This is a genomic window from Cupriavidus sp. HMR-1 (assembly GCF_000319775.1).
GTDB classification, from domain to species: Bacteria; Pseudomonadota; Gammaproteobacteria; order Burkholderiales; family Burkholderiaceae; genus Cupriavidus; species Cupriavidus metallidurans.
Map to the genome: position 1 here is coordinate 1 of NZ_ANKP01000053.1, position 18,769 is coordinate 18,769.

The following is an 18,769-nucleotide window of genomic DNA, read 5'->3' on the forward strand; positions in this document are numbered from 1 at the left end:
CCGGCGGCGGCCCAGCCGGGGCAACTGATCGCCATGACCGGCATCCCGGTTGGCCTGGGCGACCTGTCCTCGGCATCGTGGACCTCCCGCGCGGCATCGCCCGGCGCCCCGGTGTCGGCATCCGGAAGCTGGACGATCGACCGCATGCTGCTGGCGCCCTGCCCCCCCGATGACACCAAATGCCTGGCCGAATGACGCGCATGCCCACGTCCCGCATCCCTTACCTTTCAAGCATGTTCAACAGGACCCTGTCGCGCCCCATCGCGCCGACCTTCAGGCTGGCGTCGGTGACGCTGGCCGCCGCGCTCGGTGGGCTGCCCTCGCAACAGGCCAATGCACAGGTGCCACCCGTGGCCATACCACCGGCTGCCGACCCGGCCGTGATCCAGCGGCAGGCCATCGAGAACGAGCAGCGCATTCGCCGACGCTCCGAGCCCGATGTACCGGCGCCAGACAAGCTGATCGACCAGAAGCCGGTGCCCGATGTGTCGGCCCAGGACGCCAGTATCCGCTTCCAGGTCAGGCAGATCGTGTTCACGCCGTCGGCCATCCTGCCCGAATCGCTGCTGCGCGAACTGGCCGCCCCGTACGAGGGTCGTGAGGTATCGCTGGCCGAACTCCGCGAACTGGTGGCCGCCGTCAACGCGCAATATCAGGCGCGCAACATCGCCACGGCGATGGCGGTGATCCCCCCGCAGGAGGTCACCACGGGCGTGGTGCACATCCGCCTGGTAGAAGGCCGCGTGGGCACGGTGCGCATTGAAGGCAATGCGTCGACCGCCGACCGCTATATCCGCTGGCGCGCGGGTCAGGCCCCCGGCGCGTTGGTGGACCTGCCCACGCTGGAGGCCGACCTGCAGCGCTTCAATCGCACCAATGAAATGCAGTTGCGCGCCCAACTGGAGCCAGGTCAGGACACCGGTGCCACGGACATCGTGCTGGTCGCCGCCGAGCCCGAGCGGCAGAGCGTGCGCGCCTACACGGATAACGGCGGCAGCCGCTACACCGGTGAAACGCGCTTCGGCGCCATCTACACCAACCGCAGCCTGCTCGGATGGCGCGACGAACTCACGCTGAGTGGCGCAGCCGCCGAGGGCTATCGCGGTGGCTCCGTGAACTACAGCGTACCGGTAACGCCCTGGGGCACGCGCCTTTCGTACGGCTACTTCCACGACGAGACCAAGATCAGGAATGGCCCGTTCGCATCGCTGGGCATCGAGGGCACCTCGCGCACCAACCTGTTCGGCCTGCGCCAGCCGCTGCTGTTCGTGCAGGCGGTGCAGCTCGACCTGACCGTCTCGCACAAGCGGCAGGATTCGGACAGCCGCATTGATCCGATCGAGCTATCGCACAACCAGACCAACACCACCGCCGTGGGCGTCGACATGCGCGCCGGCGCAGACGGCAACTTCACCTTTGCGCAACTGAGCTTTGCCACCGGCGAAGGCCGCAATGCCAGCACCGACTGGCAGAATTTCCGGCTGGTGCGTGGCTATGCCCGCCACTGGCACGACCTCGGGGCGGCACTCTCGCTGCAGGTGGGCGGCAGTTTCCAATGGACGCGCGACCAGTTGCTGCCCAGCAGCGAGCAGTTCTTCATCGGCGGCGACGGATCGGTGCGCGGCTATGACAGCGCCGCGCTGGGCGGCTACAACGGTTACACGCTGACGGCCGAACTGCACCGCCGGCTGTATGGCAGCACCGCGCCGGACAGCCGCTCGCTGGGCCTCAGCGCGTTCGTGTTCGTCGATCATGGCGCGGTGAAGGCATACGCGCCGCCGGGCACCGACGGCGGCCTCACCAGCCTGACAAGCGCCGGCCTTGGCTTCGATCTGAACTACGGCAAGTATCTGACGGCACGGCTGGCCTACGGCTACGGCTTCAATGACCGCGCCGACCTGCAACGACACCAGCGCGTGCACTTCCAGGTCGTCGCGGGCTTCTGACGACGACCTGGATGTTCGGACGGTTAATGCGTGACGATGTTGAACCAGAACTCGAAGGTATCGAGGTTGCAGACCACCGGGCCTGGCGGCGGAGCAGTCGACTGAGAACGGCCGGGATGGGTCGTTCGATTTACTCGGTTGAATCCGCGGTCGGTAGCTGCCGTTGCCGCCGCCTGACTCGAACGCGGAGCGCGCCGCCGTTCACCTGCCCCACCTCTATTGCAATTCGGCTGCATCAGGCCGGCACCACCACCCGACGGGAAGCCCAGAAAAAGACACGCCCGTACCGCCATTTCAATCTAGCCCGCGCTACTTTTTTTGAATGCAGGGTAGACATAGCATGCAGGCGTCAGACCGTCAGGAAGCCGGGGCCCTCCAAGCTATTGCGCGAGGAAATCGACGATCGCGCCGACTGTAGCCTGTGGTTGTTCTTCCATCAGCCAATGCCCGGCATTCGGAATAACCAGTTCTTTCACGTTGGTCGCGGCATTGCGCATGACGATCGCTTCGTTCTGGCCAAAAGACTTCGCGCCGCCAATCGCCAGCACCGGCATGGTCAGCTTGGTCGCCAGCGATTTCTGGTTATCCTCGGCGTCTTGCGGAATCGAGAGGAATTGCGCGAACGCTGAATGCATCGCGCCCGGCTTGGCGTAGAGCCGGGCATAGTGAACCCGTGTGGCTTCGTCGATCTTCGAAGGATCTCCGGCGAACTCGTTCCAGAACCTGTCCAGGTAGATGCGTTCCCGGCCCTTTACCAGCCGCTCCGCATCCGGGCCGCCGAAGGAGAAATGCCAGAGCGCTGGCATCCGGACGATCTGTTCCCACGGCGGGATTCCCGGCACCGGCGCGTCCATGACGATCAGCCTTTTCGTCTTGTCCGGATAGCGCGCCGCATAGGCATAGGCGACCATCGTGCCGATGTCGTGGCCAACCACGTCTGCCTGGTCGATGTTCAGTTGCGCCAGCACCGACCGGATATCCCCAGCCTGCGTGCGCTTGTCGTAGCCGCCGTCAGGATGCGACGACAGCCCCATTCCGCGCAGATCCGGCACCACCACCGTATGGGTGCGTGCCAGTTCGGCGGCCAGTGGCGCCCACATGTCCCCGGTATCGCCAAAACCGTGCAGCAGGACCACCGCAGGCCCGCTGCCACCCACCCGCACATACAGCGTCGCGCCCTCGGTCTGGATATTCTGGTGCCGGAAACCTGGCGGAAATGGCTTCACCTGTGCTTGCAACGGCTGGACCATGGCAAGCATGAACACGACGGCGGCAAGGAGTCTTCGCATGTTGTTCTCCGGGGCGGGAGTGGCCGGTGTTGGAAAGTCACGTTATTGGATCGCCTGAATGGCTGCGCTTCGCGCGAGCCCCCTGAAGCGTAGTGCAAGTCGCGCACAACGCAAGGCGCTGCCGCGCCGCATATTGGCTGTCGATGCCTGAACCGATCGGCTTCACGCCCGCCTGCTGACGCCCTGCTCCCTGGAGATCCGCCGAGCACTGCTGATACCATGACGACCCGAATACGCCGACACGTCAACGACGCCAAAAGAACAACGCCAATTCCTGTCAGATGCATCTACTTCGATCTGCCGCACTGGCAACCGCCCTGCTATCCCTGATGGCCTGCACAACCCGGCCGTTCCAACCGTCGCCACCCCTGTATACCCTTTGGTCCAAGCCGGGGGTGAACGAGGCAGGCGTGCGCAGCGCCATGCTCGGCTGCGGATTCGTTCACGCAGGCTATGTCGACGGCACCACGATGACTAGCGACGACCATGCGCGCGCGCAGCTCTGCATGATCGACAATGGGTTCGTCTATCAAGACAGGCGCATCGTCTGCACGGACAATCCAGATCTGCCGGCCTGCGCCAATGTGCCGCGTGGCAAGACCTTCGGTACCGACCCCGACTTCGACCCCGCGCTGCTCAAGCGCCGCCCGCCCCGCCCACCCGCATATACGTACTGGAGCCGCCCCGGCACCGATACTGAAGGCGTCAAGCGTGCCATGGCGGCGTGCGGCTACTCCACGGTTATCGAGCCCATCGACACAATGCTGCTGAACGATATCGCGGCGGCCGAGCTTTGCATGATCGACAAACAGTTCATCTATGCGCTTCCGGCTAACGCGCTGCTTTGCAAGAACCCGCCGGGGCTGCCTGCCTGCAGGCATCGCGTCATTGATGCCGCGCGCTGCTGCGCGCCACCGAAAGCAGCGGGGCAACGCTGAACTCAGGGCGCCAACCGTGCCTGCGGCGGTATCCGACAGGTGCGCTCAGGCACCCGAGTCAATCGGGGTGCCCTCGGCATCGGCGGTAGCCCTTCCCGGGGCCTGAACGTCGACGCGCTCGATCCGGCGATCGCTCACCGCCGTGACCGTGAAGCGATAGCCCTCCAGATCGAGCGTCATCCGTGGTTTCGGCACCATGCCGAAGTGCTCGAGCAGCAAGCCCCCAAGCGAAGCGGCGCCTTTCGCCGAACTCACCCAGGCGGGGTCGAGGCCGAGCGCCTGCGCCACACCATGCAGATCCGCTGCGCCATCCATGAGCCAGTGCCCTTCGTCGATCTTTGTGATCGTGGTGGTCTCGTCCTCGTCGGGAAACTCGCCCGCAATGGCTTCGAGGATGTCGATCGGTGTCACCAGACCAACGATCGCGCCATACTCGTCCGCCACCAGCACCAGGCGGCCGCGCGAATGCGAGTCCTTCAGGGTATCGATCAAACGCAGGATATTGATCGACTCGTGGACCACGATTGGCTCACGCAGGCTCTTAGCCTCGTCGATGGCGCCCTTGTCGAACAGGTCTCCGAGCGCATCCTTGCCGCGCACGACGCCAATCACGTTGTCCAGTTCGCCACGGCATACCGGCAAGAAGCTGTGCGGGTCATCAAGAATCTGCTTGCGCAGCGTACCGGCGTCGGCGTTCACGTTCAAATATGAGATATCGGCGCGCGGCGTCATCAGGGAGTGGACGGATCGTTCGGCCAGTGTCATCACGCCACTCACCATGCTGCGCTCTTCCGGCGCGAACGGTAGCGGTTCATCCCGCTTCACGGCCCCGCCTTCTGGCGCCTCCGACGCATTGGCGCGCCGGTCGCCCAGCAGGCGCAATACGGCATCGGCTGTTCTCTGCCGCATCGGCACCCGCGCCATATGACGTAGAAAGTTGCGCTGCGCGACCTGGTTGAATGCCTCGATCAGCACCGAGAATCCGATCGCCGAATAGAGGTAGCCCTTCGGAATATGGAAGCCGAGCCCTTCCGCCACCAGGCTCATGCCGATCATCAGCAGGAAGCTGAGACACAGCACCACCACCGTCGGGTGCGCGTTCACGAATCGGGTCAGCGGCTTGGAGGCAATCAGCATGACGCCGACCGCGATCACGACGGCGGCCATCATCACGCCGAGATGGTCGGCCACCCCCACCGCAGTGATCACCGCGTCCAGCGAGAACACCGCGTCGAGAATCACGATCTGGGTCACTACCACCCAGAAGCCGGCGTACTCGGTCTTGCCCCCCTCCATATGTGGCATGCCCTCCAGCCGCTCATGAAGTTCGAGCGTGGCCTTGAGCAACAGGAAGAAGCCGCCCACCGCCAGGATCAGGTCCCGGGCCGACATCGAAAGCGGCCCAATGGAGAACAGCGGCCGGGTGAGCGTGATGAGCCACGACATCACCGACAGCAAGCCGAGCCGCATGAACATCGCCAGCGACAGGCCAACCACCCGCGCCTTGTCGCGCTGGCTCGGCGGCAACTTGTCCGCGAGAATCGCCACGAAGATGAGGTTGTCGATGCCGAGGACGATCTCGAGCACGACCAGCGTGACCAGTCCGATCCAGATCGAGGGGTCAGTCAACCATTCCATGGCGGGATTTCACGTGGGGAAACGTGCACTGTAGCCGGAATCGACGGGCCGCCACAGCAAGGCAGCCGTGAGCCTGCATCGACTTTCGGGCGACTTGACCGTCCCTCGATAACCGATGGAAGCATCTAAACCGGACATGGCACCACACTGCGCCGTCGTGTACTATGCAACCAGTTGCATAGTACACGACCGTATCCAACCGGAGACGGCGCCACCATGAGGAGACACGACATGACCGCAGCAGGACTTTCCCCGGCAGCCGCAAAGACGCTGGCAACCTGGCATGACCTTCTGGCACGCAACGCCATGGAGGAACTCGATCCCCTGCTGTCCGACAGCATTGTGTTTCGCTCGCCGGTCGCGCATACACCTTACCCGGGCCGTGCTGCGATCAAGCTGGTCCTGAAAACCGTCAACACGGTATTCAAGAACTTCACCTATCACCGCACGTTCGCCACGGCGGACGGGCTGGGTGTGGTGCTCGAATTCAGCGCCGAGGTCGACGGCAAGGCGCTCAAGGGCATTGACATGCTGCGCTTCGACCAGGCGGGCAAGATCGAGGAATTCGAAGTGATGGTGCGCCCGATGTCGGGACTGCAGGCGCTCGGCGCAGCCATGGGCGCCAAGCTGGCTAGCCAGAAGCACGTACTGGCCGGACAAGACTGACAGGCCGCTGGCGATTGCCGAGGCGAGGGGCCCTGTGGCCTCAGTTTCGGCAAGACGCCAGCCACGCCAGCGGCTATGCTTCCGGCACCGGGATCGCGCCTCCCGCCAACGACGAGGATTCGCATGCATAGGTTTCGCTGGGCCGGCCTGCTGCTGGCATTGCTGTGCGGGATTGCCCGTGCCTCGATGGGGCTGACCGAATTGCCGGCCAGCGGGGATGACGGCCCGGTGACCGTCTATTACCCATCGAACGATGCGAGCCACCCGGTAAAGCGTGGGCGATTCCTGCTCGATGTCGCGGTGGAAGGCCACCCGGTGGCGGGCAACGGCAGGCTGATTGTGATCTCGCACGGTTCGGGTGGCGCGCCGTGGGTCCATGCCGACCTCGCGCGAAACCTGGTCGACGCGGGATACATCGTTGCCATGCCGCTGCACAAGGCGGACAACTATCTGGATAGCAGCGACCCCGGCCCCGACAGCTGGACCATCCGGCCCGCAGAAGTATCGCGCGCCATCGACGCGATGGGCCGAGACGCGCGATTCGCGTCGATGCTTCGGCTGGACAAGGTCGGCATGTTCGGGATATCCGCAGGCGGCCATACCGCGCTAAGCCTGGCGGGAGGACGCTGGTCACCGGCACGGTTCATGCAGCATTGCGATGCCCATATCGCAGAGGATTTCCAGACCTGCGTCGGGTTGACCACAAGACTGACGGGCGGCCCACTGGACGGCGTGAAGGAATGGGTGGCCCTGCGCGTGATTCACCACCGTTTTGACGACGACACCCCACGCGCCACCTTCGATCCACGCATCGCGGCAGTGGTGGCCGGCGTGCCCGCCGCCGCGGACTTCGACATGGATTCACTGGTCCGGCCAGCCGTACCCCTTGGCCTGGTCACGGCCGAACAGGACCGCTGGCTGATTCCGCGCTTCCACGCGGACCGGGTACTGGCGGTCTGCCAGACCTGCGAGCATGTCGCCGACATGCCCACGGGCGGACACGGCGCATTGCTGTCGCCGCACCCGCCGGGTCTGACCGGACTCCTGGGCGAACTGCTCAACGATCCCCCCGGCTTCGATCGCGCCGAGGTTGCTGAAGTCCATCGCAAGATCGTCGCGTTCTTCGGGCGACACCTGCTGCCATAACGCAGTGACTACTTGCGGGATTTCGACTGGTTGAGCGCAACGGCAGCCTGGATAAGCGCTTTCAGCGAAGGCTCGTCGATCTCCTCGCCTTCATGAAAGTCGATCGCACGCCGCGTGTTGCCTTCGAGACTGGCATTGAAAAGCCCCGCCGGGTCTTCCAGCGACGCCCCCTTGGCAAAGGTCATTTTCACGACGCTCTTGTAGGTCTCGCCCGTGCAGAGAATGCCGGCGTGCGACCACACCGGCACGCCCCGCCATTTCCATTCCTCGATCACTTCGGGATCGGCGGCCTTCACCACCGCGCGTAGCCGCGCCAACATCGCGCCGCGCCAGTCACCCAGCTCCTGGATCCTCCCGTCGATCAATCGGGAAGCCGAATCGCTCTCTCGCGGTTCGCTCTTTGTCATCCCAGTTTCTCCTCGAAAACACACCTCGGTACTACGGCAGATTCGGGCATGTCAGGCAGTCGAATTACGCACACCGGGTACCTGACTGACAGCGGAGTCGAGTATAGCTTTCCCATCACCGCGGGCCTCATCACGCGAGAGTGATTTTGTGCGTCCGTATTGGCCTAAAGCACAATGATTTCTGAGGGGCTTCGCTTCTATACTCGTGTCGAGCCGCGTGCCCGGGGTACGTCCACGGAACGCGGCGCCGCAGCCGGCGCCTGCCCTTCCCTCCCGCGCTTTCCGCACCCGTTCGTCTTCCTGTTCGGTGCCTTCGCGCCGTGACCGGGTATCGGGTCGCCGGTTCTCGCCATGTCAACGTTACGAGGGGTATCCATGAGCGACATGCAAGAGCACAAGGTCACACCGTACGACCAGTTCAACTACGAGGTGCCTGAAAACGTCTTCCCGCGTGAAGGCATCTCGGCGAATGCAGCGGCCGCGATCGTGATCAGTGACGAATGGACCGACACCAACCCCATGCTCAACATGTCGTCGTTCGTCACCACGTTCGCGGAACCGGAAGCCCGGGAAGTTGCCGCGCGCAATATCTTCAAGAACTATATCGACCACGACATGTATCCGCGGCTCTTCGCCATGGAAGGCCGCATGGTGCGCTGGCTGCATGAGTTGTGGAACGGTCCGAAGGGCGTGGAGCCGTACGGCACGTGTACGGTAGGCTCATCCGAAGCCTGCATGCTCGGAGGCCTGGCACACAAGTGGAACTGGCGCCAGCGCCGCCAGGCCGAAGGCAAGGATGCCACCCGCCCGAACATGGTGACGGGCGGCAACGTGCAGATCGTGTGGAAGAAGTTCCTGCGCTACTTCGATGTCGAGCCGCGCATCGTGCCGCTGAAGCCGGGCAACTACTGCCTGACCGCCGAAGACCTGGACAAGTACGTCGACGAGAACACGATCTGCGTCGTAGCCATCGCCGGGCAGACCTTCACGGGCGAGGATGACGACATCCAGGGCATTCATGACTGGCTCGATGACTACGAGAAGCGCACGGGCATCTCGGTCCCCATGCATATCGACGGCGCCTCCGGCGGCTTCGTCAACCCGTTCCTCTACCCCGACTACAAGTGGGACTTCCGCCTGCCGCGCGTGCAGTCGATCAACGCCTCGGGCCACAAGTACGGGCTGACGCCTCCGGGCCTCGGCTGGGTGGTGTTCCGCGAACGCAAGATCTTCAACGAGGAACTGGTGTTCTACGTGAACTACCTGGGCGGCGAAATGCCCACGGCCACCCTCAACTTCAGCCGCAACGCATTCCAGGTGGCCGTGCAGTACTACCAGTTCCTGCGGCTTGGGTTCGACGGCTACAAACGCGTGATGCAGCACACACTGGACAACGCGATCTTCCTGCGCCAGCAGCTCGTCGATAGCGGGTACTTCGAGATCATGAACACCACGCAGCGCATTCCGGTGGTGGCAGTGACGCTGAACAAGAAGTACAAGAACTTCAACGAGTTCGATGTCTCCAACAAGGTCCGCGAGAAAGGCTGGGTGCTGTCCGCGTACACGATGCCGCCCAACGCCGAATCGGTCACGAGCCTGCGCGTGGTGGTACGTCCGCATGTGAACCACAATGTGGCGCAACTGCTTGCCACCGATATCATCAACGCCTGCAAGTTCCTCGAGGCCAACGGTGGCAATGCCAAGCCTCCTGCATTGCACAAACATGCCGAAGCGCAATCGACATCGTTGAAGTGCTGATGGGTGGATGACTGGCCGGCCGAGGGCACGCAATGCCCCCGGCCGGCTTTTTCTTTTTTGGCAACGTCTACGCCAAGCGCAGATCCCGCAACATATCAAGCACATGCTGCGTGGAACGCTCCACGTACCCCGCACGATGTGCAATACCGAGCCGACGCCACAACGCCGGGCGCAGCGGACGCATGACGATGCGCTTGTCGGGCGATGGCGCCGTCTCCTCAAGGGGTAGTAGCGAGGCGCCGTAGCCGGCCGCCACCAGACTCTTGATCGCGTCGTTGTAGTTGAGCTGAATGCGGGGCGCGGGATGATACCCCGCAGTCGCGAACCACTCCGTAGTCAGACGTGAAAGTCGCGTGGTCGCGTCATTGAGAATGAGAGGTTGGGCGGCGAGCCATTCAGGCGTGACGCGTGCTGGGCACTCCCAATGCGCCGGCAAGAAAGCCATCACGGGGTCGCGGCGCCAAGGCTTGATCACGAGCCCGGCTACCGGCGGCTGCGGCAGTGCAACCAGCCCAACGTCCAGCGTCCCATCCGCCAGTCGGGACAACGTTTCATGTGAAGTCAGCACCGCCACCTGTATGTCGATCGCGGGATGGTGCTGGCGCAGCCCTTCGAGCGCTTGCGGCAACAGGTGCGCGATCGCCCCCGTCGACGCACCGAGCCGCACCCGCCCTTCCAGCCCCTGCACCTGGCGTTGAATATCGTCCAGCGCCCGCTCCGCATCGGCCAGCAGCCGGCGTGCGCGCTCCACCAGCACCTCCCCTATTGCCGACGGCCTGACTTGTCCGCGCTTGCGCGACAGGAGTGGAGCGCCAATGCGGGCTTCGAGTTCGGCGATATGGAGGCTGACCGTTGGCGGCGCCAGATGCAACGCTCGCGCCGCATCGGCAAACGAGCCGCGCTCTGCAATGGCAACCAGAGTGCGCAAGCGGTCCAGGCTGATCTCTCGCATGTCGGCGTCCTGATTCAGAAAAATTGAATGTCTGTGTTATGAAATTCAACTTTCTCTATTGTAGCTATACACGGAATATAGGGGCTCGCTCTTCGTTCTACTGCCTCCAACCCAAAGTCAGCGGAGTATTTCACCCATGAGCTCTCCCATTGTTTTCATCGACGGCGACCAAGGCACCACCGGGTTGCTCATCCACGAACGGCTGCGTAACCGGACCGATATCAGACTGATCACGCTTGCTGCCACGGAGCGCAAGGATCTGCAGCGTCGCGCGGAAGCCATCAACGCCTGCGACATTGCCATCCTCTGCTTGCCGGATGCCGCCGCGCGCGAGGCTGTGGCCACGATTGTCAATCCTGCGGTTCGCGTCATCGACGCAAGCTCCGCGCACCGTACACAGCCGGACTGGACTTACGGGTTTCCTGAGATGGCGCCGGGTCAGGCTGAGAACATTGCGAACGCGCGCCGGGTCACCAATCCCGGCTGCTATCCGACCGGTGCGATTGGCCTGCTGCGTCCGTTGGTGCAGGCTGGGCTCATCCCGGGCGATTACCCCATCAGCATTCATGCGGTATCCGGCTACTCCGGACGGGGACGCGCCGGCGTGGAGGAATACGAGGGACCGGGAGCCGCCAGCGCGCCTTCCTACCAAGTATATGGCTTGGAACTCGCGCACAAGCACACGCCGGAGATCCAGCAGCACGCCGGGCTCGCGCAGTCTCCTATTTTCGTCCCCGCATACGGCGCGTTCCGCCAGGGCATCGTGCTGACTGTGCCGCTGGCGTTGCGGCTGCTGGCACCCGGCGTGGATGGCGCCACGCTACACGCCTGCCTCGCGCGGCACTATGCCGGGGCAGACCACGTGCAGGTCTTGCCACTGTCAGAATCGTCCGCCGTGAAGCACCTGGACCCGCAATTGCTGAATGGCACGAACGACATGCGCCTGAGCGTATTTCCTGGCACGGAGCACGGGCACGTTCTCCTGTCAGCCGTTTTCGACAACCTCGGCAAGGGCGCATCCGGCGCTGCGATTCAAAACCTGAACCTGATGCTCGCGTCGCGATAGTTGCCATTGGGCTGAAATGACAGACGGCCACGTCCAGATGCCAGCGCATGGTTGCGCGGATCTGTTCGTGGCCGTCATGCGCGGGACACAAGCAGGCAATGAAGCGCCCCAGCGTTCATCGCCCCCTGGCAGTGGCCGGCATCAATCCTCGGCCACGAACCCGGTCGACTCGACGATCGGCTTCCATGCCGCGCGTTCTGTCTGGATGCGCTTGCGCGCCGCCTCGCCGGATTGGGCGTTCACCTCAAGTCCCAGCGTCTCCAGCTTGGCCGCGCTCGACGCATTGGTCGATGCGTGGAGGAACGCCTTTTCGAGCTTCGCCTGCTCTGCGGCGGGCGTGCCGGCGGGCACGAAGGCGCCGTACCAGCTGGTCGCGAATTCGTACTGGTTGATGCCCTGCTCCTTCATCGTCGGCACTTCCGGCAACGCCTTGGCACGTCGCGTGCCGCTCACGCCAAGAAGCTGGATCTTGCCGCCCTTGTACAGCGACATCATGCTGGCTACCGCATCCCAGCCGATCGACACGTTGCCGCTGATCACGTCCACCAGCATTGGCGATGCGCCACGGTATGGCGTGGGCGTGATGGCGATGCCCGATGCCTTGCCCAGCGCCACCGTGCCAAGGTGGCCCGCGCTGCCGATCGTAGCCAGGCCGAGACTGGCCTTGGACGGATGCTGCTTGGCCCAGTCCAGGAATTCCTTCATGTTCTTGTACGGCTGCTGCACGCCGGCGGCCACGGCGGTCGGCACGTCAGTTAGCACCGCCACGGGCACGAGGTCCTTGTCGGCGTCGTAGCTGAGCTTCTTGTACGTGAGCGGGAAGATCGTGAACAGTGGCGACGGGCCGATGAAGATCGTCTTGCCATCGGGCTTCGACCGCTTGACGTAGTCGAGCGCCAGCCGTGCAGAGGCGCCCGGGCGGTTCTCCACGATCACTGTGCCCTGTCCGTCCTGACGCAGTTGCTCGGCGTAGATCCGGGCCAGACTGTCGGCGGCACCGCCCGGCGCGTAGCCAACGATGATGTGCATCGGCACATCGTCCGCAGCGGATGCCGGCGCGGCAACGATCATGAGCCCGCTGAACGCGGTGCCAAGCAGCCAAGTCAGGCGGCCGGGATGAAACTTGACGGTCATGAGGAATGTCCTGTGGTGAAAGCGGGAAGCCTGGGAAGGCGCAAGCAAAGGGTGGTGATGTCGGCGTCGATCTCGATATTGAGATCGGTATCGGCATCACGCGGCATCACGTGGTGTCACAGCGACGGCCACCGGTCCAGGAAGCCGTGGGCCGATTCGAACAACGCGGCGGAACGCAGAAGTTCCGCGTCGCGGCGGAACCGTCCAACCAGTTGCAGCCCGATCGGCAGATCGTCGCTGCCAAAGCCGCACGGCAGGCTGATCGCGGGATGGCCGGTCATGTTGAACGGCATCGTCCACGGAAACCAGTTCGCGCGCACGTTCTCGTGTACGTGTCCGTCGATCTCGATCGTGCCAAACAGATCCTGGTCGATCGGCAGCGCGGTGCGCATGATGGTCGGCATCGCCAGCAGGTCGGCGCGCTCGAGCAACGCCTGCACGCGCTGGAACAGCCGCGAACGGTCGAACATCGCCTGCTGGTACGCCACGCCACTGACTTGCGCGGCCGACTCCACCTGACGTACGAACGTTGCGCTCAGTTCGTCGCGATGACGCTCGACGATCTCGACGAAGCGCGTGCGCCAGACGGTGTGGTTGATCGCGCGCCAAAGCGGCTCGATATCGTTGAAGCCATCGCCATCGAACGGCTCTAGCTCCGCGCCGAGCCCGGCGAGCGCGGCCAGCCCCCGCTCGAAAGCGCGTGCCACATCCGCGGCCACCGGGCGGCCCGGCGGCGCCAGGCAATAGAGGATGCGCTTGCCACGCAGATCGCCCTGGGCGCGCGCGGCATCGACATAGTCGGCCTTCGGCACGCCGATCGACCACGGGTCGCAGGCGTGCTCGCCCGCCATCGCCGCCATCATCAGGCCGGTATCGGCCACGGTGCGCGTGGTGGGCGTGACGTAAGTCTGGTTGCCGTACAGGTCCTGCGCCTGGCTATGTGGAATCACACCGTTGCTTTGCTTGATGCCGACCACACCGTTACAGGCAGCCGGAATCCGCGTGGACCCACCGCCGTCGGTGGCGACAGCCAGTGGCGCGATGCCGCTGGCCACCGCCACGGCCGCACCGCCGCTGGAGCCGCCACTGGTCCGTTGCGCGCTCCACGCGTTACGTGTGCACCCGAACAGCGGCGAATCGGTCAGGCACTTGGAGCCAAACTCCGGCGTGGTGGTCTTGCCGATCAGGATGGCGCCCTGTTCGCGCAGGCGGGCCACCGCGACGGCGTCCTGCTGCGGCACGTTGTCCCGCAACGGCGCCGCGCCGAAGGTCGTGCGCACGCTTTGCGTGTTGACGATGTCCTTGACCGTGAACGGCACGCCGTGGAGCAAGCCGAGTGGCTCGCCAGCCATGACCATTCGTTCTGCCTGGCGGGCCGATTCCATTGCCCGCTCGGCGTCGAGCGTGATGAAGCAGTTCAGTTCAGGTTGAAGGCGCTCCGCGCGCGCCAGGACTGCCGAGGTGATGTCTACCGGGGAGACACGTTTGTGCCGGATGGCGTCGGCCAACTCGGTGGCCGACAGAAAGCAGAGGGACTCGCTCATTGTTTCGTGTAAGGCAACGTCAAGAACTGCAGTAACTTCCGCAGTCTGCCATGAGCGATGCGGCTGGAGAAGCCGGGTAACCCCGCTGGCGCGGCTCAGTGATGCATGGCACCCCCGCCATGGAAGCCGCCCGGCGCGCCACCATGGAACCCGCCAGGCGCTCCACCGTGCACGAAGTGACCGCCCCGCACGATCACGCCGCGACTGGGAAAGAACACATGGTGCATGACGTGCGGACGATGATGGTGGTCGATGAAAATCACGCCGGCAAACCCCACATACGGCGTCCAGTACCACGGGTCGTAGTAATAGTCCCCGCCGCCATAGCCCACATCGCCGCTATCCACCATCTGCCACGTGCCATCGGGCTGCAGGCAAGCCACCCCCGCAATGGTCTGCAGCACGCCGCCGATCTCGGCCTGCCCAACCACCTGCTGGCACATCGTCGACATGTCCTGCGCCCATGCGCCACCAACGCCACCGCCCAGGCCGAGTCCGGCGATTGCCGCTGCCACGGCCGCCAATCTCTTGCCCATGATCCTCACCCCGACTTCAGTGTCCCGACGTCACGACACGCGGTTGCGCATCCCGCGGCACATCGGTTTGCCTGCGAGACCGCGGCGGGACGTCATCGACAGCACGGCCTTCCCGCATGATGTAAACCACTTCCAGAACCACTTTATTCCACGCCAGTCGATGTTTGTAGCCGGCCCGCCGGATTTGGATTCCCGACGCCGCTTGCCTACCATGAATCAGCCCAAATGGAACCGAGCCATCACCCTATGCAAGCCACGGCCCCAACGCTGCCAACCTGCGTGACCCTGCGAAACGGAAAGCAGGCGCTGATTCGAACGATCCGCCCGCAGGACAAAGGCGGCATCCTGACGGCCTTCCATCGTCTTTCCGATGATTCGCGGTATACGCGGTTCATGGCGTCCATGCACGATCTGCCGGACGCATTGCTGGAAACGGCTGTTCACCCTACGCCGGTCCGCGAATGCGCGCTGGTCGCCATGGCGGGGACGGAGGACAAGGGTGACCTGATTGGCGGCGCCCGTTTCACGATCGACCCGCACTCCGGATCCTGCGAATTCGCGGTGACGATCGTCGACGGCTGGCATGGTCTTGGCCTGGCGCGCCATCTTATGGGGATCCTGATCGCGACGGCGCGGGCTGCCGGATACCACACGATGATTGGCTACGTGCTGGCATCCAATACCGCGATGCGCGGCCTGGCGCATCGGCTGGGTTTCACGGACACGATGTGCCCCGACGACGCCACCTTGCGCGTGGTCTCCCTGGATCTCACCGCATCCCCCGCGCCCTGAAGCACCAACCAGCCAACCATCCAACCATCCGACCATGCATCCTCGCCTCACGCTTCTCACGCTGGGTGTCGGCAGTCTCGAACGGTCGCTGGCGTTCTATCGCGACGGTCTGGGCTGGCCGACCCAGGGCATCGTCGGCACCGAGTTCGAGCATGGCGCCGTGGTCTTCTTCGATCTGGAGTCAGGACTGCGGCTGGCGCTCTATCCGCGCGAATTCCTGGCCAAGGATGCCGCAACCGATACGCCCCTGGGCATCCCGTCGATCTCGCTGGGTCACAATGTCCGCTCCCGGGCCGAAGTCGACGCCGTCATCGAGCAGGCACGCCGCGCCGGGGCCATCATCCTCAAACCCCCGGTCGATACCTTCTGGGGTGGCTATGCCGGCTACTTCCAGGACCCCGACGGCTATATGTGGGAGGTCGCCTGGAACCCGGACCTGATGCCACCCGAGATGCCGCCCGGGATGCCGCCCAACTAGGCCGGATCTTCGCCCTCCGGCGTCCCGGCCGTCGACAGCAGCCAGCCTGCAAAGCATTCCACTACTGCCAGATCCGGATGGCCGGCGGCATGGGCCACGTAGAAGCCGAAGCCGGGCAACCCCAGCGCGTGCGCCTTGCGCAACGCCCCGCTGCGCAGCAGGCCGTCCACCACCACGTTGCTGCATAGCGCCACGCCCTGGCCGGCCACTACCGCGTCGATGGCGTGTAGTTCCTCGCGAAAATTCAGGTCATGGCGGGCACGCCGAGCCGACGAGTCGCCTGCGGCGAGACCCGCAGCCGCGAACCACTGCGTCCAGGTCGGGGCGTGCGGGTCGCCGCTGCTCCACTCGTAGTGGATCAGGGGGATATGCGTGAGATCGCCGATATCGAATGTCGCCTGCCCTTCCCGCCCCGCCCTCGCCAGCAACACCGGGCTGGCCACGGCGAAGAAGGTATCGCGCGCGAACTCCGTGCTGACCAGCCCCTTGGGCGCGCAACGCGCGTAGCGAATGGCGACGTCAGCCTCGCCCGCAGCCAGGTCCAGGACGCGGTCCGTGCCGATGATCTCCAGCGACCACTCGGGATGCAGCCCCTGCCAGGCCGGAAGGCGCGGAACCAGCCAGCGGCTCGCGAAAGCGTTCGGACTGGTCACGCGCAGCGGGCGTGCCGCACCGGGCTGCCCAACGGTCGCCACGGCCTCGGCAAACAGCGCGAAACCGCTGCGCAGCGCCGGATAGAGCCCCTCCCCCGCCACGGTCAGCCGGAGCGGACGCGGGCGTCGCTGGAGCAACGCCTTGCCGCAGATCTGCTCGAGCATCCGGATCTGATGGCTGATGGCGGTCGGCGTCACGTTCAGCTCCGCCGCTGCGGCCTTGAAGCTGCGGTGACGCGCAACCGCCTCGAATGCCTGCAATGCGCGCAGGGGCGGCAGTTTTTGCATGGGTCCAGTCTAGGTGAGCTTTTCTCATCTACAAGCTGAGATCTTTGCCTTTGCACCCGGCAGCCGCGCGCACCACCATGGTCTCGGGGGGCGTGACCAACTTGGGGGGGGCGTGATGCGATCAGATCGGCAAGAGGCATCCGGGGACGGCGGCAATCCAGGGTTCGAGGCGTTCCGGCAGACGTTGCGTGGCCAACTCGTCCAGCGCGGGGATCCTGACTACGACGTGGCGCGCAAAGTCTGGAATGGCGCGATCGACAAACACCCGGCGTTGGTCGTCTACTGCACCGACGCCACCGACGTGGCGGGGGCCATACGGTTCGCCCGGGCCACCGGCCTGACCATCGCGGTCCGCAGCGGGGGGCACAATCTCGCCGGACTTTCCACGTGTGACAACGGCATCGTCATTGATCTGTCGCGTATGAAGCGCATCGACGTGGATGTCGCACGCCGCCGCGCCCGCGCGGAGGCAGGGCTCAATCTCGGTGAGTTCGACCAGGCAACGCTGCGGCATGGCCTGGCCACGACGATGGGGGTCAATAGCGATACGGGTATCGCCGGGCTGACGCTGGGGGGCGGGTTCGGCAAGCTGGGCCGCAAGTACGGACTGAGCTGCGACAACCTGGAGGCCGTGGAAATCGTCACCGCCGACGGGGAACGGCTGCACGCCAGCACGACCGCGCACCCGGACCTGTTCTGGGCGATACGCGGCGGCGGTGGCAATTTCGGCATCGTCACGGCGTTCCATTTCCGTCTGCATCCGATTCCCGCCAGACTGCCGGTATGCGCCGTGGTCTACCCGTGGGATCAGGCTCGGGAGGCGATGCTGCACTACGATGCTTTCGCCCGCGCCGCCCCGGATGACGTTGCGGCCGACGCCGCGCTTGTCACCCAGCCATCGGGCGAGCGGTGTCTCAGCATCTCGGCGTGCCATGTCGGGCCAGATGGCACCGAAGAGACAAGGCAGGCAGCGCTGCGCCCGCTGGTCGAGTTCGGCAACCCGGCCGACGCCCAACTCGACTTCGTTCCGTATCTGCAGATGCAGTCGGCCAGCGATGCGCTGTTCCCGCGCGGCCGGCGGTATTACTGGAAGGCACAGTTCCTCCGCCAGATTCGCGCGGGGGCGGTCGATGCCCTCCTCGCTGCCTATGCCCTAGCGCCCTCGCCGGGCTGCCTGGTGGTGTTCCAGCAGGTCGGCGGCGCCATCGCCCGCTTACCTGACGAGGCCACCGCATACGGAAACCGGTCGGCGGACTTCGACTGCTTCCCGCTGGCCATCTGGGATGACCCGGCCGACGACGACAAACACCGGGAATGGGCGCGCGACCTGTGGGAAGCGGTCCAACCGTACTCGACGGGCGGGGTGTACGCCAACAACCTTGGCGCGGAAGGCGCCCAACGCACCCGCGCCGCGTATGGCGTCAACCATCCGCGGCTGGTTGCCGTGAAGCGCCAATACGACCCTGACAACGTCTTCAGGCTGAATCAGAACATCGACCCGGCCTGATGCCGACCCGATGCCGACCCGATGCCCGATG

General features: G+C 64.7%; 18 protein-coding genes. 10 read left to right on the forward strand and 8 right to left on the reverse strand.

Annotated features, from left to right (window positions below):
• The coding region (locus D769_RS32270; RefSeq protein ID WP_008643908.1) for a hypothetical protein at nt 1-195 on the forward strand (195 nt) is incomplete at its 5' end.
• Between the two features lie 5 nt (nt 196-200).
• Nucleotides 201-1,946 carry a ShlB/FhaC/HecB family hemolysin secretion/activation protein gene (locus D769_RS08165; protein ID WP_193750034.1) on the forward strand — a complete coding sequence of 582 codons (1,746 nt, stop codon included), beginning with the start codon at nt 201-203 and terminating at the stop codon, nt 1,944-1,946.
• 380 nt (nt 1,947-2,326) lie between these two features.
• Here D769_RS08165 and D769_RS08170 read toward each other — a convergent pair whose 3' ends face one another.
• Nucleotides 2,327-3,235 carry an alpha/beta hydrolase gene (locus tag D769_RS08170; protein WP_008643913.1) on the reverse strand — a complete coding sequence of 303 codons (909 nt, stop codon included), beginning with the start codon at nt 3,233-3,235 and terminating at the stop codon, nt 2,327-2,329.
• A 395-nt stretch (nt 3,236-3,630) separates the two neighbouring features.
• Here D769_RS08170 and D769_RS08175 point away from each other — a divergent pair, with 395 nt between their 5' ends.
• Nucleotides 3,631-4,173: a hypothetical protein gene (locus D769_RS08175; RefSeq protein ID WP_241227842.1), complete on the forward strand. Its 543-nt coding sequence runs from the start codon at nt 3,631-3,633 to the stop codon at nt 4,171-4,173.
• Nucleotides 4,174-4,218: 45 nt separating this feature from the next.
• On the opposite strand, the gene D769_RS08180 is transcribed toward D769_RS08175, so the two are convergent.
• Nucleotides 4,219-5,811, reverse strand: a complete 1,593-nt coding sequence (locus tag D769_RS08180) for a TerC family protein (protein ID WP_008643916.1) — start codon at nt 5,809-5,811, stop codon at nt 4,219-4,221.
• Nucleotides 5,812-6,042: 231 nt separating this feature from the next.
• Between D769_RS08180 and D769_RS08185 the strand changes: the two genes are divergently transcribed.
• Entirely contained in the window at nt 6,043-6,477 is a 435-nt protein-coding gene (locus D769_RS08185) for a nuclear transport factor 2 family protein (RefSeq protein WP_008643917.1), read from the forward strand.
• A gap of 123 nt (nt 6,478-6,600) precedes the next feature.
• Nucleotides 6,601-7,623, forward strand: coding sequence for a hypothetical protein (locus tag D769_RS08190; protein WP_008643918.1), 1,023 nt, complete (start codon nt 6,601-6,603; stop codon nt 7,621-7,623).
• An 8-nt stretch (nt 7,624-7,631) separates the two neighbouring features.
• Here D769_RS08190 and D769_RS08195 read toward each other — a convergent pair whose 3' ends face one another.
• On the reverse strand, nt 7,632-8,030 hold the full coding sequence (locus tag D769_RS08195) for a DUF1801 domain-containing protein (protein ID WP_008643919.1): 399 nt from the start codon (nt 8,028-8,030) through the stop codon (nt 7,632-7,634).
• Nucleotides 8,031-8,405: 375 nt separating this feature from the next.
• On the opposite strand from D769_RS08195, the gene D769_RS08200 reads away from it, so the two are divergent.
• Complete coding sequence (locus D769_RS08200; RefSeq protein ID WP_008643921.1) at nt 8,406-9,788, forward strand: glutamate decarboxylase; 1,383 nt, start codon at nt 8,406-8,408, stop codon at nt 9,786-9,788.
• 67 nt (nt 9,789-9,855) lie between these two features.
• Here the strand turns inward: D769_RS08200 and D769_RS08205 are convergent, their stop codons facing one another.
• Nucleotides 9,856-10,740: a LysR family transcriptional regulator gene (locus D769_RS08205; protein ID WP_008643922.1), complete on the reverse strand. Its 885-nt coding sequence runs from the start codon at nt 10,738-10,740 to the stop codon at nt 9,856-9,858.
• 136 nt (nt 10,741-10,876) lie between these two features.
• Between D769_RS08205 and argC the strand changes: the two genes are divergently transcribed.
• Nucleotides 10,877-11,806, forward strand: coding sequence for an N-acetyl-gamma-glutamyl-phosphate reductase (gene argC / locus D769_RS08210; RefSeq protein ID WP_008643923.1), 930 nt, complete (start codon nt 10,877-10,879; stop codon nt 11,804-11,806).
• A 141-nt stretch (nt 11,807-11,947) separates the two neighbouring features.
• Here the strand turns inward: argC and D769_RS08215 are convergent, their stop codons facing one another.
• The 3 genes from D769_RS08215 to D769_RS08225 all read right to left on the reverse strand — a co-directional run bounded on the left by D769_RS08215 (nt 11,948) and on the right by D769_RS08225 (nt 15,020).
• Nucleotides 11,948-12,940 (reverse strand): tripartite tricarboxylate transporter substrate-binding protein, encoded by a 993-nt coding sequence (locus tag D769_RS08215; RefSeq protein WP_008643924.1) that lies wholly within the window; start codon nt 12,938-12,940, stop codon nt 11,948-11,950.
• 116 nt (nt 12,941-13,056) lie between these two features.
• Complete coding sequence (locus tag D769_RS08220; protein WP_008643926.1) at nt 13,057-14,484, reverse strand: amidase; 1,428 nt, start codon at nt 14,482-14,484, stop codon at nt 13,057-13,059.
• Nucleotides 14,485-14,579: 95 nt separating this feature from the next.
• Nucleotides 14,580-15,020: a hypothetical protein gene (locus tag D769_RS08225; protein WP_008643927.1), complete on the reverse strand. Its 441-nt coding sequence runs from the start codon at nt 15,018-15,020 to the stop codon at nt 14,580-14,582.
• 246 nt (nt 15,021-15,266) lie between these two features.
• Here D769_RS08225 and D769_RS08230 point away from each other — a divergent pair, with 246 nt between their 5' ends.
• Together D769_RS08230 and D769_RS08235 are read left to right on the forward strand one after the other, a co-directional pair.
• Nucleotides 15,267-15,812 (forward strand): GNAT family N-acetyltransferase, encoded by a 546-nt coding sequence (locus D769_RS08230; protein WP_008643930.1) that lies wholly within the window; start codon nt 15,267-15,269, stop codon nt 15,810-15,812.
• Between the two features lie 34 nt (nt 15,813-15,846).
• The gene (locus D769_RS08235; RefSeq protein ID WP_008643932.1) at nt 15,847-16,290 is read left to right on the forward strand and encodes a VOC family protein; all 444 of its coding nucleotides are present in this window, start codon (nt 15,847-15,849) and stop codon (nt 16,288-16,290) included.
• Here D769_RS08235 and D769_RS08240 read toward each other — a convergent pair.
• Complete coding sequence (locus tag D769_RS08240; protein WP_008643934.1) at nt 16,287-17,231, reverse strand: LysR substrate-binding domain-containing protein; 945 nt, start codon at nt 17,229-17,231, stop codon at nt 16,287-16,289. The genes D769_RS08235 and D769_RS08240 overlap by 4 nt on opposite strands.
• 115 nt (nt 17,232-17,346) lie before the next feature.
• On the opposite strand from D769_RS08240, the gene D769_RS08245 reads away from it, so the two are divergent.
• Complete coding sequence (locus tag D769_RS08245) at nt 17,347-18,738, forward strand: FAD-binding oxidoreductase (protein ID WP_008643935.1); 1,392 nt, start codon at nt 17,347-17,349, stop codon at nt 18,736-18,738.
• Nucleotides 18,739-18,769: the final 31 nt, after the last annotated feature.